This window comes from Streptococcus sp. HMSC10E12 (genome assembly GCF_001807855.1).
Taxonomy (GTDB): domain Bacteria; phylum Bacillota; class Bacilli; order Lactobacillales; family Streptococcaceae; genus Streptococcus; species Streptococcus salivarius.
This window is the reverse complement of the sequence record NZ_KV791100.1, coordinates 1-17,846: the sequence shown is the minus strand read 5'-3', so window position 1 is coordinate 17,846 and position 17,846 is coordinate 1. Positions and strand designations below refer to the sequence as shown.

Here is a 17,846-nt window from a genome sequence, read left to right as displayed (position 1 = left end):
ACCACTAGCACAGCTAGTGGTTTTCGTGAGACAACAAAAAAGAAGCTACGATTCATTCACGTAACTTCTTTTCTTTTTATCTAGCAACTAGAATTAGTTGTTAAGAGCTGCTGCCATTGTAGCTGCAACTTCTGATTCAAAGTCGTTAGATGCTTTTTCGATACCTTCACCAACTTCAAAGCGAACGAATTCTACTACTGAAGCGTTTACTGATTCAAGGTAAGCTTCAACTGTTTTGCTGTCGTCCATGATGTAAACTTGAGCAAGAAGTGTGTATGCTTGGTCAACTTTAGTGTTGTCAAGCAAGAAGCGGTCCATTTTACCTGGGATGATTTTATCCCAGATTTTTTCTGGTTTACCTTCAGCAGCCAACTCAGCTTTGATATCTTCTTCAGCTTGAGCAAGAACAGCATCAGTCAATTGAGCTTTAGAACCATATTTAAGGTGTGGAAGAGCTGGTTTGTTAACCATAGCACGGCTTTCGTTATCTTGATCGATAGCGTGGTTAAGTTGTGCCAATTCATCTTTGACAAATTGTTCGTCCAATTCAGTGTATGAAAGAACAGTTGGTTTCATCGCTGCGATGTGCATTGAGATTTGTTTTGCAAGAGCATCATCTCCACCTTCGATAACTGAAACAACACCGATACGTCCACCATTGTGTTGGTAAGCTCCGAAGTGTTGTGCATCAGTTTTCTCAACAACTGCAAAACGACGGAATGAAATCTTTTCACCGATAGTAGCTGTAGCAGTTACGTATGCAGCTTCAAGAGTTTCACCTGAAGGCATAGTCAATGCAAGTGCTTCTTCGTTGTTAGCTGGTTTACCTTCAGCAATTACTTTAGCTGTTTCGTTTACCAACTCAACGAATTGAGCGTTCTTCGCAACGAAGTCAGTTTCAGCATTAACTTCAACAACTGCTGCAACGTTACCGTTAACGTAAACACCAGTCAAACCTTCAGCTGCAACACGGTCAGCTTTCTTAGCTGCTTTAGCCATACCTTTTTCGCGAAGCAATTCAATCGCTTTTTCGATATCACCTTCAACTTCAACCAATGCTTTTTTAGCGTCCATGACACCAGCACCAGATTTTTCACGCAATTCTTTAACAAGTTTAGCTGTAATTTCTGCCATTTTGTTTTTCTCCAAATTTATTTTATCAAACTAAGGGGCAGGGCTGAGCCCCGCCCCTTAGGTGTTTGTCGTATCTTTAGTGGGCATTGAGCCCAAACCAATCTTAAAGATTAGTTGTTGTCACCTTCGACAACTTCAACGATTTCTTCGATTGAATCAGCTGCAGCTGCTTCTTGGAAATCTGCAGAAGCATCTTCACCTTGGTTACCTTCGATGATAGCATCAGCCATTTTTGAAGTAATCAATTTAACGGCACGGATAGCGTCATCGTTAGCTGGGATGATTACATCGATCTCATCTGGATCAGCGTTTGTATCAACCATCGCTACAACTGGGATACCAAGTTTTTTAGCTTCTTTAACAGCGATTTGTTCTTTGTGTGGGTCAACGATGTAGATTACATCTGGAATGCGAGGCATATCTTCGATACCACCCAAGAATTTTTCAAGACGTGCACGTTGTTTGTTAAGAAGTGCAACTTCTTTCTTAGGAAGAACTTCGAAAGTTCCATCAGCTTCCATTTGTTTGATTTCTTTCAAACGAGCGATACGTTTTTGGATAGTATCCCAGTTTGTAAGAGTACCACCCAACCAACGGTGGTTGATGTAGTATTGACCAGCACGAGTTGCTTCTTCAGCTACTGCTTCAGCTGCTTGTTTTTTAGTACCAACGAACAAGATTACTGCATCGTTAGCTGCTGCTTCACGAACGAATTCGTAAGCTGTATCAGCCATTTTTACAGTTTGTTGCAAGTCGATAACGTGGATTCCGTTACGTTCTGTGAAGATGTACTTAGCCATCTTAGGATTCCAGCGACGAGTTTGGTGACCGAAGTGAACACCAGCCTCAAGAAGTTGTTTCATTGAAATTACTGCCATGAGTATTTCTCCTTAAAAATTGTTTTTTCCTCTTCTAAGCTTTAGACTTGCAGTCCCACCCTGCGGCAACAAGACCACAATCGGCTTAGAATGAGTATTTGTCACTTTACGCAACTATAGTATTTTATCAAAAAAAGGGACATTTGACAAGCTCTAAAATCAGGCTAATCATTAGAAAAAATCCACTCGTATTAAAATTGCAATCGTTTTCTTTGAGGTTGATAAGTATTTTGTTTATAATTAGGCTATCAAAAATAGAGGAGGACATTATTTTGTCATTAGTCGGAAAAGAAATTATTGAATTTTCAGCACAAGCTTACCACAACGGGGAATTCATTACTGTTACAGATGAAGATGTTAAGGGAAAATGGGCTGTTTTCTGCTTCTACCCTGCAGATTTTTCATTTGTCTGCCCAACTGAACTCGGTGACCTTCAAGAACAATATGAAGCTCTTAAATCTCTTGGTGTAGAGGTTTACTCTGTCTCTACTGACACTCACTTTGTTCACAAAGCTTGGCATGATGACTCAGATGTTGTTGGAACTATTACTTATCCTATGATTGGAGATCCTTCACACCACATCTCACAAGGCTTTGATGTTCTTGGGGAAGATGGTCTCGCACAACGTGGTACATTCATCATTGATCCAGATGGCGTTATCCAAATGATGGAAATTAACGCTGATGGTATTGGACGTGATGCAAGCACTCTTATTGATAAAGTCCGTGCTGCTCAATATATTCGCCAACATCCAGGTGAAGTTTGTCCGGCCAAATGGAAAGAAGGAGCTGAAACACTTACTCCTAGCTTAGATCTTGTAGGTAAAATTTAACAACCAGGGGGTATCCATGGTCTTAGACAAAGAAATCAAGACGCAATTAGCACAATATTTAAATTTACTAGAATCTGATATTGTATTACAAACAGATTTAGGGGATGATGATAATTCTCGAAAAGTGAAGGAATTTCTTGACGAGATTGCCGCTATGTCTGACCGCATTAGTCTTGAATCAACACATTTAAAACGTCAACCTAGTTTTGGTATTGCACAAAAAGGGCAAAAAAGTCGTGTTATTTTCTCAGGCTTACCAATGGGCCACGAATTCACATCTTTCATTTTAGCTCTCTTGCAAGTTTCTGGTCGTCCACCTAAAGTTGATGAGGACACTATCGAACGTATCAAGAAGATTGATAAACCCATCGATTTAGAGACTTATGTTTCATTAACATGTCACAATTGTCCGGACGTTGTTCAAGCCTTTAATATAATGGCTGTTTTGAACCCAAATATCACTCACACCATGATTGAAGGTGGTATGTATCAGGATGAGGTCAAAGCCAAAGGTATCATGTCTGTTCCTACGGTTTACAAAGACCAAGAAGAATTTACATCTGGTCGTGCAACCATTGAACAGCTTGTAGAAAAATTGGACGGACCACTTGATGCTGATGCTTTCGCTGATAAAGGTGTCTATGATGTTTTGGTTATTGGTGGTGGTCCTGCTGGAAACAGTGCGGCCATCTATGCTGCCCGTAAAGGTTTAAAAACTGGTCTTTTAGCAGAAACCTTTGGTGGACAAGTTATCGAGACAGTCGGCATTGAGAACATGATTGGTACGCTATATACAGAAGGTCCTAAGTTAATGGCCCAAGTTGAGGAGCATACGAAATCTTATGATGTTGATATCATCAAAAGTCAATTAGCTACTGGCATTGAGAAGAAAGAACTTATTGAAGTGACACTGGCTAACGGTGCCGTTTTAAAATCCAAAACTGCTATCCTAGCTCTCGGAGCCAAATGGCGTAATATCAACGTTCCTGGCGAGGAAGAATTCCGCAATAAAGGTGTTACTTACTGCCCACACTGTGATGGTCCACTATTTGAAGGGAAGAATGTTGCAGTTATCGGTGGTGGTAACTCAGGTTTGGAAGCGGCTTTAGATTTAGCAGGCATTACTAAACATGTTACAGTCTTAGAGTTCTTACCTGAATTAAAGGCAGATCAAGTCTTACAAGAACGAGCTGCTAAAACTGATAATCTAACCATTCTTAAGAACGTTGCAACCAAAGAAATTGTTGGTCAAGATCATGTAACTGGTTTGAATTACGTTGAGCGTGATACAAACGCAGAAAAACATCTTGATCTTGAAGGTGTCTTTGTTCAAATTGGTCTTGTACCAAGTACTGCTTGGCTCAAAGATAGTGGCATTGAACTCAATGAGCGCCAAGAAATTATCGTTGATAAATTTGGTTCAACAAATATCCCTGGTATTTTTGCTGCAGGTGACTGTACAGATAGCGCCTACAAGCAAATTATTATCTCCATGGGGTCTGGTGCTACAGCTGCTATTGGAGCCTTTGATTACTTGATTAGACAATAATCAACACTAACATGTTAGTAATCAATCTACAACAGTTATAATTAATATGAAGAGGTTGAATGTCTTTCAACCTCTTTATGTTTCTTGTAAATAGGCAGTTTGAATAATCAACCAGTCAATTTGATGAAAGAGACTTGACGAATCTTTTTTTTTTCGATAGAATGGTATCTGTTATGGCGGTATAGCCAAGTGGTAAGGCACGGCTCTGCAAAAGCTTGATCGTCGGTTCAAATCCGTCTACCGCCTTCATAATACGAAGACACCTTAGGGTGTCTTTTTTCATTATTGCATATAAAAATACCCGAAGCTAGAAACCTCGGGTATTCATTATTCTTATTTAATCGCTTCAATCAAAGCTTCCGCTTGATTCTGAAGGCTTTCAAGAACTTCTTCAGTTGCTAGGAATTTCCCATCCGCCCAAGCTGTATCATTTACACGTGTCGCTGTAAAATCACCAACCACTTGGGTACGGATAAATGGTAACAAGTCTTTGTAGGCATCAAAAAGTTGATTGTGACCACCATTAGCAACTGATGACACGGTTACAATCTTATCTTGAAGAGCTGATGGCCCTGAAGGATCTGATAGGTCAAGGGCACGGCTCAACCAGTCAAGCAAATTTTTCACTAGCCCAGGAATTGAGAAATTATAAACCGGTGAGAAAATCCAAATTGCGTCTGCTGCCAAGACCTGTTCTCGAACTTCTGCCAAAACTGGAAGAACTGGACTTTCTAAATCCTGATTAAAAACAGGTACTTGACTATAGTCAAGATAAGAAATATTAGCTTTACCAGCTAGCATTTTCTCAGATTCTTCTGCTAATTGGTGGTTAAATGATCCCTTACGAAGAGACCCAACGATAAATAGAATGTTTTTCATAATACACTTCCTTTGTATTTCTAATAAATGTTTTTTATTACTACATAGTAATATATATAATTCCATTAGAAATATAAAGAAATATGCTCAAACATTCTTAAATTTTTTCAGGAGCTCTACCAACTGTTCCTGTTCTTCAGGTGTTAGAACGGAAAAAGTCTCCTCAATAGCTCGCTGATGTGGCGGGATTGCTGCTTGAATAATACGACGGCCCTCATCCGTCAAATCAACCTCGAAAGCACGCTTATCTGTTTGGCAGGCTTCTCGCGTCAACCAACCTTTTTTCTCCATATTTTTAATGACGACAGTCATATTCCCGGAGGTGGCAAGCATGCGGTCAATTAATTCGCCAATCTTCATACGTCCTTTGGCATTAAGCACCTCCATGACACCAAATTGAGTTGGTGTCAAATTAAATTCTTTAAAGGTCTCAGAAACCTTGGCATCGATGGTACGAAAAGCCTTACGCATAACTACCATACTTTTTACAGCCATGTTTTTATCTAAGTCACTCATTTCTAGTCCTTTCCAAATAGATGCTGTTTTTATTACTCTACCACAGTTTTTCTAAAAGTGGTATATGAAAATGAAAAAATAAGAAAAAAGAGTCCTTAGATATCTAACCAATACCTCAGAACTCTTTCATTTCTAACTATTACGATTCCAAAAAAGGGCTAATAAGATAACAGCACCTAGTACCGAAGGGACTATAGCAGTATCTGCTAGCATCGGTCCCCAATTTCCAAAAAGAAGCTGACCAACAAAAGCACCTAACCATCCAACAAAGGTCTTACCAATACAGCCCATACGTTCACCCCTATTTGATATAGCAGAGGCAATAAGGCCAATGAGAAAACCAACTATCATACTTCCAATCATGAGAAATCCTCCATCACTCTTAGATTGCCCAATCCCCATTTCGGAAGATCGGTACACGACTACCATCTTGGCGGATACCATCAATATCCATTTGATTTGAACCAATCATAAAGTCTACGTGTACATCAGAACGATTAAGACCAGCTTCCTTAAGCTCCTCTTCTGTCATGTCTGCCCCTCCCTCAACACTGGTAGCATAGGCTGCTCCAATAGCTAGGTGGTTGGATGCATTCTCATCAAAAAGAGTGTTAAAGAAGGTGATGCCTGACTGTGAAATAGGACTTGGATCTGGTACCAAAGCACATTCACCTAGAGCACGCGCCCCATTATTGTTGAAGACGAGATTCTTCATCACTTCATCGCCTTGGTCCGCTGTGATGTCTACAATTTCACCATCTTTGAAGGTTACCTTGATTCCCTCAATAATATTACCATTGTAGCTTAGAGGCTTTGTGCTTGAGACATAGCCATCTGCACGGCGAAAATCAGGTGCCGTAAAGACTTCTTCTGTTGGCATATTAGGAAGGAAGCCTTCACCTTGCGCATTAATGGCACCTGCAGACTCCCAAACGTGGTTTTTAGGTAATCCTAATGTCAAATCTGTTCCAGGTGCTTGGTAGTGTAAGGCTGAGAATTGTGCCTCATTGAGTAGGCGTGCTTTAGCATCCAAACGGTCAGCATGTTCCTTCCAAGCACGTACAGGGTCCTCTTCATAGACACGACAAGTCTTGAAAATTTGGTCCCAAAGTAAATCTACAGCTTCCTCATCACTCGAAGCATCGGTAAAGACCTTCTTAGCCCATTCCTTACCAGCTGCAGCAGCTACAGTCCAACTAACCTTATTAGACTGAGTTGCCACCTGCATAGGTTTAAAAGCCACTCCAGTAGCTTTAGCATGAGCAGATAAACGTTCAGGAGCTACACCATTAAGAGCACCTGGATCTGATGAACGAACACCTAAGCGACTTGCCTTCTTGGCCAACAAATATTCCATCTCAGCTTTTTTATAGGCAGGAACCTCTTCGATACGGTCCATATCAGCGTGCAAGAAGCGCTCGCGATTAATAATATCATCTGACCATTGAACGATTACCTCAGCTGCTCCTAGAGCATAGGCTTCTTTAACTAAGAGATGAGCTAGCTCTGCTTGTTCTACATCAATGCTCAAGGCCACTGTGTGACCAGGTTGCACATTAATCCCATTAGCAACCAATAATTTGGCATATTTCTCAAGATTTTCTTTAAAATTTGGTAAAACCATGATTAACTCCTTGAAACTATAATTTTCTATCAGTATACCATAAGACGAAGAAAAAGGTTTCTTCTCAGCTTTGGCTTTTTAACATCACATGCAGACCCCTAAACAAAAAGAGAACGGAGACTGACTCCATTCTCTCAAAGTTGATGACGATTCTCTTTAGCTATTAAAAGAAATCGTCAAAAAGACTTAATTGATTATCTTCTGGCATATTTCCTAGGATGCCCATTTCATCCAATTTTTCAACCAAGGTTGATGATAGGCCTCCTCGTTTACGTAATTCTGTCTTGGAAAGGAATTCACCTTCTTCACGCGCAGCAACCACTTGCTTAGCAACGTTCTCACCCAAACCTTCAAGTGCAATAAACGGTGGAATCAAAGTATCTCCTTCAATCAGAAATTCAGTTGCCTGACTCTTATAAAGATCCAACTGACCAAAGGTAAATCCACGTTCTAACATTTCATTGACAATTTCAAGCGTTGTAAATAAGTCATTTTCAACATTAGTCGCTTCATTTCGTTGGCGCTTCTCCTTAATATCTTCCATTCGAGCTTTAACAGCATCAAGACCCGCAGACATCGTCTTAAGCTCAAATGCTTTAGCTCGAATCGAGAAGTAGGCACAATAGTAATAAATAGGATGGTGCACTTTGAAATAAGCTACACGTAGGGCCATCATAACGTAGGCTGCCGCATGGGCTTTAGGGAACATGTACTTGATTTTACCACAAGATTCAATGTACCAGTCTGGAACATTATTTTCACGCATGGCTTGAATATAGCCATTACGCTCTTCTTCGGAAATCTTCAACCACATCCCCTTACGCACACGTTCCATGATCGTGAAGGCCATCTTAGGATCTAATCCCGCATGCATTAGGTATACCATGATATCGTCACGACAACCGATAACGGTTTTCAGAGTGGCAATACCTTCCTTGATCAAATCTTGTGCATTACCCAACCAAACGTCTGTACCATGGGACAAACCAGATAACTGTAAGAGTTCCGCAAAGGTCGTCGGATGCGTCTCGTCTACCATACCACGAACAAAGTTAGTCCCAAACTCAGGGATTCCCAACATTCCCGTTGGTGTCCCAATCTGTTCAGGTGTTACCCCTAAAATATCAGTCCCTGAAAAAAGTTTCATTACATCTGGATCATCTGCTCGAATATCTTTTGGATCGATTCCTGATAAATCCTGCAACTTACGAATCATAGTCGGATCATCATGTCCCAGAATATCAAGCTTCAACACGTTCTCATCAATATCGTGGAAGTTAAAGTGAGTCGTCTGCCAGGCAGCCGTTACATCATCTGCCGGATATTGAACAGGTGTGAAATCATAGACATCCATATAATTTGGAATAACAACAATACCACCCGGGTGCTGACCTGTGTTTCGCTTAACACCCGCAGCCCCCATGGCTAAACGATCGACCTCGGCATCACGGTAAAACTTATTGTAATCACGTTCGTAACCTTTAACAAAACCATAAGCCGTCCGATCTGCAACAGTTCCTACTGTTCCGGCACGAAAAGCATATTGCTCTCCAAAAATATCACGAACGTCCAAGTGGGCTGATGGTTGATCATCACCGGAGAAGTTCAAATCGATATCAGGAACCTTATCCCCATCAAAACCTAGGAAGGTCTCGAAAGGAATATCCTGACCATCTTTTTTATACTCCGTTCCACATTCCGAACACTCCTTATCAGGCAAATCGAAGCCAGATCCATAGGAACCATCTGTAATAAACTCTGAGTGTTGACAATTAGGACATAGATAATGAGGTGGCATCGGATTGACCTCAGTAATTCCAATCATCGTCGCAACAAAACTAGATCCGACAGATCCACGCGAACCAACTAGGTAGCCACGTTCATTTGAACGGTTAACTAGCATCTGCGAAGCCAGGTAGATTACGGCAAAACCATTACCAAGAATTGAAGACAACTCTTTCTCAATTCGCAGGTCAATAATATCAGGCAAAGGATTTCCATAAAGCTCAAACGCTCTAGCATATGTCATCTCCGCAACCTGTTCTTCCGCACGATCAATGAAAGGTGTGTACAAGTCTTTTTTGACAACCTCAACCTCTTCAATTTGATCTGCCATAGCCTGCGTATTAGTTACAACAATTTCATAGGCTAAGTCTTTTCCCAAAAAGGCAAAGTCATCTAGCATCTCGTTAGTTGTCCTAAAATGAGCTTCAGGTAAAGGAGCAGGTTTCGCATTTTCTCCCTTACCAATTGGCCTATTAATCATGGCTCCTTGTCCCAAAGCACGAACAATGATTTCACGGTAAATGGCATCCTCAGGGTTGATATAGTGTACATTTCCTGTAGCCAGCACAGGCTTGTCCAGACGATTAGCGACTTCAATCAAATCCCGAATCAGTTGTTCTATAGCCTCCTCATCCTTGATTAAATCCTTTGCAATCAAGGGTGCATAAATTGCCGGTGGCATAACTTCAATAAAGTCATAATATTTAGCAACTTCAACCGCCTTGTCAATACCGTGAGACAGAAGCGTATCAAAAACCTCACCATCAGCACAAGCAGAACCTACAATAATTCCCTCACGATACTCATCTAAGACCGTACGAGGAATACGTGCTACTCCCTCAAAGTATGAGACATTTGATAAACTTACCAACTTAAAGATATTCTTCAAGCCAGTTTGATTCTGAACATATAGCGTCGCATGTTTAACACGAGACTTTTTATACGAATCTTCAGAAACCAAATCCGTGTTCAACTGTTCCAGATTAGTCAAACCGTGCTTATCAAACACATCTTTTATGAAGATAAACAACAAACGACCCGTAGCTTCCGCATCATAATTGGCCATATGGTGATGATCCAAAGCCACACCAAACCGCTTCGTCAAAGGCCCCAAACCATGACGCTTATACTCAGGATAAAGATTTCGTGCAAATTCTAAAGTATCAATAACCGGTTGTGAAATTGTTGGTAACTGATGTCTTTCATAATTGGCATTCATAAAACCAACGTCAAAGGTCGCATTATGGGCTACTAGCACAGTTCCTTGACAGAATTCTTGAAACTCCTGTAAAACTTGCACTAAAGGTTTAGCACCTTTAACATGATTATCAGTAATACCGGTCAACTCAGTAGTAAATGCAGAAAGAGGATGTCCTGGATCTATGAATTCATCAAATTGCTCAATAATATTACCTTTATGCATTTTTGATGCCGCAATCTGAATCAAATCATTGTGGACAGCAGACAAACCCGTTGTCTCAACGTCAAATACAACATAAGTTGCTTCTTTTAATTCCAAATTCTGGGAATTATAAACAATAGGAACTTTATCCTCAACAAGATTGGCTTCAAGACCAAAAATAGCCTTAATCCCAGCTTTCTTAGCCCTATGGTAGCCATGAGGAAAACTCTGAACATTAGCATGGTCAGTAATGGCAACTGCTGGATGTCCCCAAGAAGCCGCTGTATCAATAAGATCTTCAACAGTTGGCATTGCATCCATAGTCGACATGTTGGTATGCGCATGAAATTCCACACGCTTTTGTCCCTCAGGCATCAAATCCTTACGAGGAGTATGGGAAATCTCTTTAATATCTTGCACATTCATAGTCAGACTATGAGTGAAAGGATTATTCTCGATACGGCCACGAACCCTAACCCAGTTCCCCTTTTTTATCATATCGAACTTAGCAAGCTCATCACTATCTTTGACCCATCGTTGCATAGCAAAACTAGAGGTATAATCAGTTACCTTAAAATTAATAATAATTCGACCCGTCTTAGTTTCACGTTGCTCTACATCAAAAATATATCCTTCAAAAACAACACGATTCTCTTCAGAATTAATATCAACCATTGGCGTTATTTCAGCCTTATCAAAACTAGCTTGACGTTGACTTTGTTTCTCAGCAAAATTTTGTGATGGTTCGGTCACAGGTTTCGGTGCTGGGGCACTTTCAAGAATAGATTGAAGCGCTTGTCTTGCTTGAGACTCGGCTTGTTCTTGTAAAGAAACCTTATTTGTTTGGTAAGCCTCTTCTAAAGAAGATGAAGCTTCCTTATCTTCGACAACAGAAATGGATACATCAGATAAACCAACTTGAGAAAGAGATTTAGATATCAAAGAAATAAATCTATCCTGTACATTTTCCTTTATAATATGCTCTGGAGCTTTAACAAAAATACTATTATTCGAAATCTCAACCTTTAGATTTGAGAATAAAGAATAAGTAGAAAAGTGTGACACTTTTAAACTATCTAAAGCATATGAAAAATAATCTCCAAGTAAAGAATCATCGCAAGCAGTAGTAACTAAACGAATCTCAAAAGAAGCTTTAGCACCTAAAGAATTAAAAGAAGAGTGAAGTAAACTATCAAAAAGAGCAAAAGACTCATAAGACAGAACACTAGGAAAAGAAAAAACAAAAAACCATTGGCGTTTTGATTTAAATAGCTTTACTATTTCAATAGAACCATCTTTAATTTCTTTAAAAGCATCGTGATCTTCAGGAAAACGAATTTGTTTTAAGAGAAGCTGAAATTTATCAGACATAAAAAATAAACTCCTATAGACAAAAAAACACTCCTTAAGGAGTGTAACTTATACCGGCGGCCGGGGTCGAACCGGCACGTCCTTGCGGACACTGGATTTTGAGTTCCATAACTCCATTATTTAAATCTTACAACCCTGATTTAATAGGGTTTTAAGCCTTTTGAATCTTGCAAAATAGACTCATTTTTCAAATTTTAGTAACTTTTTGGTAACACTCCATACCTTATCGTTCTAAGAGCATCATCAGAGAATAGACGATATGTCCCAACAGGTTATATTCATCCAGAGGTATTCAAGACACTTGTACGATTAACAGTTAATGTAATCATTTTATTTTCTCCTTTAATTAGGGTAAGTGTTTTTTATTATTTTAACAAAAATAACTCTTTAGCCCAAGAATTTGATAATTCATTTTCTAACAAAACTTTTTTTTTTAAATTTATCTTATGATATACTAAACTTATCAGCTATTGGTTCTGAAAAAGTGTCTGCCACAGTTTTACTACAAATTCTCATGACTTGTGCCAAGATTTATAAAAAACGGATAGCTATAATAGCTCTTAGAGCAAAAACATGACATATAGGAGGTTAAAGACATGTCATACTTTTATCTTTTTATCGCCATTGTAGGAGAGATATTGGGAACTAACCTTTTGAAATTATCAGACGGTTTTACAAAGCCTATTCCAACCGTTTCTGCCCTACTTAGCTATGGCGTTTGTTTCTATTTCCTCTCACTAGCAATGCAAAAAATTCCTTTAGGAATAGCTTATGCAACATGGTCAGCTGTCGGTTTAGTTTTGACAGCCTCTATCGCAGTAATGATTTTCAAAGAAACACTAAATGTTTATAGCATTATCGGTTTAATTTTGATTATCATTGGTGTTGTCATGGTTAACTTATTAGGAAATGCAGGACATTAATAAAACCGGCTCTATACTATTTGTAGTGGGTAAATCCCCTATGGATATTATGGAGCCTATTTTGTTGTAGAAAAAAAGTTCCATAAGAACTATAATGAAAAGCTAGAATTCTGTCAATATTTTGGACACATTTTGGGAGGGAATTTTGAAGACTAGCGTCCTCCTAATTTTCCCAATAAGTTTTAACTTCTTCAAAAATCTTATTCAAAAGTTCTGCATCTTTTTCTGACAACTGATTTTTTTCTATAACTCTATCTTTTAGTTCTGTTGCCTTTATTTTATTTCTTGCCACCGAAACTGCTATTGAATGTTTCAAAATATCAAACTCATCCTTTGAAAAGTTTGCAATATTGGTAAGATCTAATTGTTCTAGAGGTAAACTACTGATAATTGAATAAGGTTTTTGTCCCAGCAAATAATCTGTAGTAGTCCCAAAGATATTTGCTAATTTCACAACGAATTCTAATCCTGGTTCTAACGTTCCATTCTCCCACCGAGAATATGTCCCTTGTTGAACTCCAATTAATTCCGATATTTGTACTTGAGTTAACTTTTTTGATTTTCTGAGAGTTTTTAACCTCTCTGAAAATTTATAATCCTCTGTATACATAATTCTCCTATAGATATTCTTATTCGTATATTTTAGCTTGACAAAATATTCTAAACGGTATAAAATAGAATTATTCCATAAGGAATATTTATTTTGAGATTGAATATTCCATTGAGAATATTATAGCATAAAAGGAGGTAAAAGCGTATGTAACTAGTAGTCGATTTAAAAAATTTTAATAAAGGAGGTAGGATTCGACAAAATAAAAAATCTTGAAACAAATGTGCCGTTCGTTCCAAGATCAAAACATATTATGTAACAATTATACCACAGAAAACTCTTCAGTTGCACAAGAAAATTTCGGAGGTTTCACAAAAAGATGACCAATAAAGAGTTAGTCAATCAAATTTCTGGCCTAAACTCTACCTCTACTCTTAAAAATTGGATTCAACTGATTAAAGAGATAAGTGGCAAGGAATTTAAGAAAATTAAAGTTCCTATCAGTAGAAATCCCAGAACTCATCAATTAAGTTATACAGTTGCCTATGATTTTACAGACGAAGACCTTAGACAATTTCAAAAGTTAGCTAAACTAAAACTTGAAATAGGTCTAAAAGAGGCTATACAAGCCGTATTTGGGAGTCTAGCAGACAATGAACATGAATCCCTAAACCAAGTAATAGATGAGCTCTACGATGAACTGAGCGCCTTAAAACAGGAATTTAAGCGAGAAATGCGACTGATAAAAATTGAGAATTCCAACCTAAAAAAGAAAATCCAAGATATTGAAGAGTCGATGCAAACCGGCTTACTAGGGTTTGTTAACAAGAGGTCAAAAAATAGGTTCGGCTAATAGCGAGTTTTCGGCTGAGCCATGAGGCAGAAAGCCGAAAATGAGCGTAGATGCGGACGGACCATTTTTGACCGATAGGGTGTGTAGTAACACCACCCTCTGCAAGTTAGGTGTACCATCGAAAAAATTCAGTATTACCAAGGGTTTTGGAGATTTTAAGGGTGGCAAAATTAGGCAAAAAGTTGAATCAAAATCTATGGCAAAAAATGAGCATTTACGTTCTGTATTTGACTGGATTCAAATTCAGTTTGATAAGACTGAATTTTCGCCAAAAGAAATAATCGAAGATATCCTATTTCTTGACTTTGACCTATTTATTGAGAATAAGGGGAGCCTTAAATACTATAACTATGATAGCCAGCTTCATTATGGGAATATCCGTATCTACTATGGATCGAAAGAGTCGTCCTACATGCTTGTCATGTCAGGACAGGCACTAGAGTTCTATAGAGATATGGTATTAGATCCAAATAGTCTCTCCGAAAGACAGTTTCTGAACAACCTCTACTACAATTACATTCATTTTTCAGTAAGACGAATTGATATTGCAATAGATGATTTTAATGAAACACCCTATTTCACTCCTAATCAACTTCTAAAGATTTGTCAGAAGAAACGCTTTCTATATGGAAAAAGCACCTACTACAATACCTACGGAGATGAAACGATCGGTCAGACCTTATATTTAAGAAAACCCAATGATGATGAAAGACTTAGAATTTACGATAAGCGCTTAGAACAAGCTGAAAAGCTCGGGATCAGCAAGCGGTATATAGAAAATTGGATAAGAACTGAGTTAGAACTTAGGAAAGCAAAAGCTCACTACTTCATTCAAGAATGGTTGCATTCAGAAATAGATCTTCTTAACTTTACCAAGGGATACCTCAAAGAAAAAGTGAGGTTCTATAGTGATAGTCACTTCTCAAAACCTTTGAGATCTTGGGAAAAGTTTTTAGGTCACTCAAAACCTGTCTCTATCATTATTTCAAAACCAAAGACAGAACTAGAACAAAAATTAGAATGGTTTACCTATAAAGGTTCTGGAGCTATTCTAAAAGCGTATAAATTTCTATACGACAATAACTTACTGCATGAGTATGAGAAATCTAACTATCTCGCACTCAACAATATGGAATATCCACCAGATTTAGCAAGTGGATTAATAGAAAGGGCAATTCTCTTTAAAAGAGAAGATTTAATCCCTACAATCAAAGAAAATATCAAAAGGAGAAATTAAATATGGCAAAAATGCTCTCACAAAATGACTGGAATTTCAATAACATTGGAACAAAATTTGAATTGGATGAAGTCATTCCAAAATTTGAAACGGAAGTCCGAGCAGATGCAAACGGAGAAATTATCAAAAACCGAGATGGTAGCGAAAGACGTTTTAATACCGATAAAATCATTGGTTGGAAATACAATGTAACGATCAAGGATGGACAATTCAAAAAGAAATCAACCCAAGTCTCAGTAGACAATCCAGAAGCTTTAGTCGATAATGACTATATCCAAGCAATGGATCAAGTACCAGTTACATTTGACAATTTACAAGCTACTATGATTAGTTCAACGATGTATTACAAGGCGGATGCTATCCATTTAGTAGATGTAAAACAAAAATAAGTATAAGACAAGGGGAGTTAATCCTCCCCGTACTTAATCTAATTAGAAAAGGAGAGCACATGATTAAAACTGTAACAAAAGATGACCTTATCGAACTTGGATTTGCTCCAGGAACTGCAAGAAAGATTATCCATACTGGCAAATTACTATTAGTGAATCGTGGTTTTAATATCTACGATAACAAACGGATTGGTACAATTCCAGCCAGTGTCGCTGAAGAACTACTAGGAATTGAACTCCAGAAAGAAGCATAATGAATGACTATTCGTAAAACTAAAAGTGGTAAATGGACTGTTGATGTTTCTAACGGTTTCCACCCAGTCACACAAAAAAGAATACGTATTATTCGTAAAGGATTAAAATCTAAAAAGGAAGCCCTAGAACTTGAACAACATATTAGAGTTGTAGAATTAAAAGAAAAACAATTTGACTTTGTAGTAACAACGGATATGTTATTCGACTTACTTGAAGAAGATGATTTGAAAAATGGCAGAAAAGTAAGCTACACAAGTACACAAAGAAATAATTATGAGCGTCATATTAAGCCATATTTTAAAAATACAAATTTAAATAAATTAACGTATGACCATATATTCGAATTTCGTGAATACCTAAAAACAAAACCTAAAAAACAAAATGAAAATGAAGTTTTAAGCTATAATACAATTAATAAGGTTCTGATTCTACTTAAAAAAATTTTTGATACTGGTATAAGAAAATCACTCATTGATAAAAATCCAGTTAAGAATCTGAGAAAATTACCAATTAGGAAGCCTGATATTAAATTTTGGAGTATAGAAGAATTCACGAGATTTAGAGGACTTATTCGAGATGATGAAATAAGTTATGACCTGTTTTTCGTAATTGCTTTCTTTACTGGAATGAGAATGGGAGAAATCCTCGCATTGAACTGGAATGATATAAATCTTTTAACAAATACGATTTACGTTACCAAAACGGTATACTTTGTTAATAATACAAGCTACATTAATACAACAAAAACACGATCAGGAACTAGAAATATAACAATAAATCAGAAATTAGCAGAAATGCTAATAGATTGGAAAGTAAAACAAAAAGAAAAACTTGAGGAATTTACGAAAAATACTGAAGAACTTCAAATAATACAGAGTACACCAATATCAATTACAAAAAATATGATTGATAAGAAGTTTAAGCAAATACTAGAAAGGGATAAAGATTTAAAGAAAATAAGAATTCATGATTTAAGACACTCTCATGCATCATTACTTATAAATCAAGGAGAAGATTATCTTGTTGTCAAAGAAAGATTAGGACACGCATCTATTACAACAACAATTGATACTTATTCTCATTTGTACCCTAGCAAACAGAAAACATTGGCTAATAAACTTGATGATTTATTTTAAAATGGAAAAAATTGGTAACTCAACAAAAACAGAGAAAAAAAGACAAGGTCCGAAAACCTTGTCTTTTTTACTATACCGGCGGCCGGGGTCGAACCGGCACGTCCTTGCGGACACTGGATTTTGAGTCCAGCGCGTCTGCCAATTCCGCCACGCCGGCAAAGTATAACTGGGGTAGCTGGATTCGAACCAACGCATGAGGGAGTCAAAGTCCCTTGCCTTACCGCTTGGCTATACCCCAAAAATATAGGCGAATGAGGGGAATCGAACCCCCGAATGTCAGAGCCACAATCTGATGTGTTAACCACTTCACCACATTCGCCACTTTACTAACACGGGCAGTAGGAATTGAACCCACACTGAAGGTTTTGGAGACCTTAGTTCTACCTTTAAACTATGCCCGTAACTATGGAAGGGGAGGGATTCGAACCCCCGAACCCGAAGGAGCGGATTTACAGTCCGCCGCGTTTAGCCTCTTCGCTACCCTTCCAAAATATAAACAAATGGCGCGAGACGGAATCGAACCGCCGACACA

At 38.1% G+C, this 17,846-nt stretch carries 16 protein-coding genes and 6 tRNA genes; 9 read left to right on the top strand and 13 right to left on the bottom strand.

What is annotated here, in order from left to right:
* Positions 1-93: 93 nt before the first annotated feature.
* On the bottom strand, positions 94-1,134 hold the full coding sequence (gene tsf / locus HMPREF3112_RS06765) for a translation elongation factor Ts (protein ID WP_002886343.1): 1,041 nt from the start codon (positions 1,132-1,134) through the stop codon (positions 94-96).
* A 110-nt stretch (positions 1,135-1,244) separates the two neighbouring features.
* Positions 1,245-2,012 carry a 30S ribosomal protein S2 gene (rpsB, locus tag HMPREF3112_RS06760; RefSeq protein ID WP_002886342.1) on the bottom strand — a complete coding sequence of 256 codons (768 nt, stop codon included), beginning with the start codon at positions 2,010-2,012 and terminating at the stop codon, positions 1,245-1,247.
* Positions 2,013-2,284: 272 nt separating this feature from the next.
* On the opposite strand from rpsB, the gene ahpC reads away from it, so the two are divergent.
* The 3 genes from ahpC (at position 2,285) to HMPREF3112_RS06745 (ending at position 4,640) form a co-directional block, all read left to right on the top strand.
* Entirely contained in the window at positions 2,285-2,845 is a 561-nt protein-coding gene (ahpC, locus tag HMPREF3112_RS06755; RefSeq protein ID WP_002886340.1) for an alkyl hydroperoxide reductase subunit C, read from the top strand.
* Between the two features lie 16 nt (positions 2,846-2,861).
* On the top strand, positions 2,862-4,394 hold the full coding sequence (gene ahpF, locus HMPREF3112_RS06750) for an alkyl hydroperoxide reductase subunit F (protein WP_004182171.1): 1,533 nt from the start codon (positions 2,862-2,864) through the stop codon (positions 4,392-4,394).
* A gap of 175 nt (positions 4,395-4,569) precedes the next feature.
* Positions 4,570-4,640 (top strand) — tRNA-Cys (locus tag HMPREF3112_RS06745).
* Positions 4,641-4,727: 87 nt separating this feature from the next.
* On the opposite strand, the gene HMPREF3112_RS06740 is transcribed toward HMPREF3112_RS06745, so the two are convergent.
* From HMPREF3112_RS06740 to HMPREF3112_RS06720, 5 genes are all read right to left on the bottom strand, one after another.
* Positions 4,728-5,273, bottom strand: coding sequence for an NAD(P)H-dependent oxidoreductase (locus HMPREF3112_RS06740; RefSeq protein WP_048675220.1), 546 nt, complete (start codon positions 5,271-5,273; stop codon positions 4,728-4,730).
* Between the two features lie 87 nt (positions 5,274-5,360).
* Complete coding sequence (locus tag HMPREF3112_RS06735) at positions 5,361-5,789, bottom strand: MarR family winged helix-turn-helix transcriptional regulator (RefSeq protein WP_070438811.1); 429 nt, start codon at positions 5,787-5,789, stop codon at positions 5,361-5,363.
* Positions 5,790-5,921: 132 nt separating this feature from the next.
* Positions 5,922-6,152: a GlsB/YeaQ/YmgE family stress response membrane protein gene (locus tag HMPREF3112_RS06730; protein WP_002889604.1), complete on the bottom strand. Its 231-nt coding sequence runs from the start codon at positions 6,150-6,152 to the stop codon at positions 5,922-5,924.
* 19 nt (positions 6,153-6,171) lie between these two features.
* Positions 6,172-7,413 carry an aminopeptidase gene (locus HMPREF3112_RS06725; protein ID WP_048675213.1) on the bottom strand — a complete coding sequence of 414 codons (1,242 nt, stop codon included), beginning with the start codon at positions 7,411-7,413 and terminating at the stop codon, positions 6,172-6,174.
* Between the two features lie 163 nt (positions 7,414-7,576).
* Positions 7,577-11,971, bottom strand: coding sequence for a PolC-type DNA polymerase III (locus HMPREF3112_RS06720; protein WP_070438807.1), 4,395 nt, complete (start codon positions 11,969-11,971; stop codon positions 7,577-7,579).
* Positions 11,972-12,567: 596 nt separating this feature from the next.
* On the opposite strand from HMPREF3112_RS06720, the gene HMPREF3112_RS06715 reads away from it, so the two are divergent.
* On the top strand, positions 12,568-12,894 hold the full coding sequence (locus tag HMPREF3112_RS06715; RefSeq protein WP_009732038.1) for a DMT family transporter: 327 nt from the start codon (positions 12,568-12,570) through the stop codon (positions 12,892-12,894).
* A 163-nt stretch (positions 12,895-13,057) separates the two neighbouring features.
* Here the strand turns inward: HMPREF3112_RS06715 and HMPREF3112_RS06710 are convergent, their stop codons facing one another.
* Positions 13,058-13,504 (bottom strand): helix-turn-helix transcriptional regulator, encoded by a 447-nt coding sequence (locus HMPREF3112_RS06710; protein ID WP_000287814.1) that lies wholly within the window; start codon positions 13,502-13,504, stop codon positions 13,058-13,060.
* A gap of 319 nt (positions 13,505-13,823) precedes the next feature.
* On the opposite strand from HMPREF3112_RS06710, the gene HMPREF3112_RS06705 reads away from it, so the two are divergent.
* Genes HMPREF3112_RS06705 through HMPREF3112_RS06685 form a run of 5 tightly spaced genes read left to right on the top strand, consistent with a single transcriptional unit; the run spans position 13,824 to position 17,314 of the window.
* A complete protein-coding gene (locus HMPREF3112_RS06705; RefSeq protein ID WP_000182279.1) occupies positions 13,824-14,297 on the top strand; it encodes a hypothetical protein in 474 nt (157 codons plus the stop codon).
* A 40-nt stretch (positions 14,298-14,337) separates the two neighbouring features.
* The gene (locus HMPREF3112_RS06700; protein WP_004182182.1) at positions 14,338-15,534 is read left to right on the top strand and encodes a replication initiation factor domain-containing protein; all 1,197 of its coding nucleotides are present in this window, start codon (positions 14,338-14,340) and stop codon (positions 15,532-15,534) included.
* Positions 15,535-15,536: 2 nt separating this feature from the next.
* Entirely contained in the window at positions 15,537-15,923 is a 387-nt protein-coding gene (locus HMPREF3112_RS06695) for a hypothetical protein (RefSeq protein ID WP_001096844.1), read from the top strand.
* 59 nt (positions 15,924-15,982) lie between these two features.
* Positions 15,983-16,177 carry a DUF3173 domain-containing protein gene (locus tag HMPREF3112_RS06690; protein ID WP_000598356.1) on the top strand — a complete coding sequence of 65 codons (195 nt, stop codon included), beginning with the start codon at positions 15,983-15,985 and terminating at the stop codon, positions 16,175-16,177.
* A gap of 3 nt (positions 16,178-16,180) precedes the next feature.
* Positions 16,181-17,314 (top strand): tyrosine-type recombinase/integrase, encoded by a 1,134-nt coding sequence (locus HMPREF3112_RS06685; protein ID WP_004182166.1) that lies wholly within the window; start codon positions 16,181-16,183, stop codon positions 17,312-17,314.
* Between the two features lie 73 nt (positions 17,315-17,387).
* Here the strand turns inward: HMPREF3112_RS06685 and HMPREF3112_RS06680 are convergent.
* The 5 genes from HMPREF3112_RS06680 to HMPREF3112_RS06660 all read right to left on the bottom strand — a co-directional run bounded on the left by HMPREF3112_RS06680 (position 17,388) and on the right by HMPREF3112_RS06660 (position 17,801).
* A tRNA-Leu gene (locus tag HMPREF3112_RS06680) sits at positions 17,388-17,471 on the bottom strand.
* A 9-nt stretch (positions 17,472-17,480) separates the two neighbouring features.
* Positions 17,481-17,552, bottom strand: a tRNA-Gln gene (locus HMPREF3112_RS06675).
* 8 nt (positions 17,553-17,560) lie between these two features.
* Positions 17,561-17,633, bottom strand: a tRNA-His gene (locus tag HMPREF3112_RS06670).
* Between the two features lie 11 nt (positions 17,634-17,644).
* Positions 17,645-17,715, bottom strand: a tRNA-Trp gene (locus tag HMPREF3112_RS06665).
* Between the two features lie 5 nt (positions 17,716-17,720).
* Positions 17,721-17,801: transfer RNA gene (locus HMPREF3112_RS06660), tRNA-Tyr, on the bottom strand.
* Positions 17,802-17,846 lie beyond the last annotated feature (45 nt).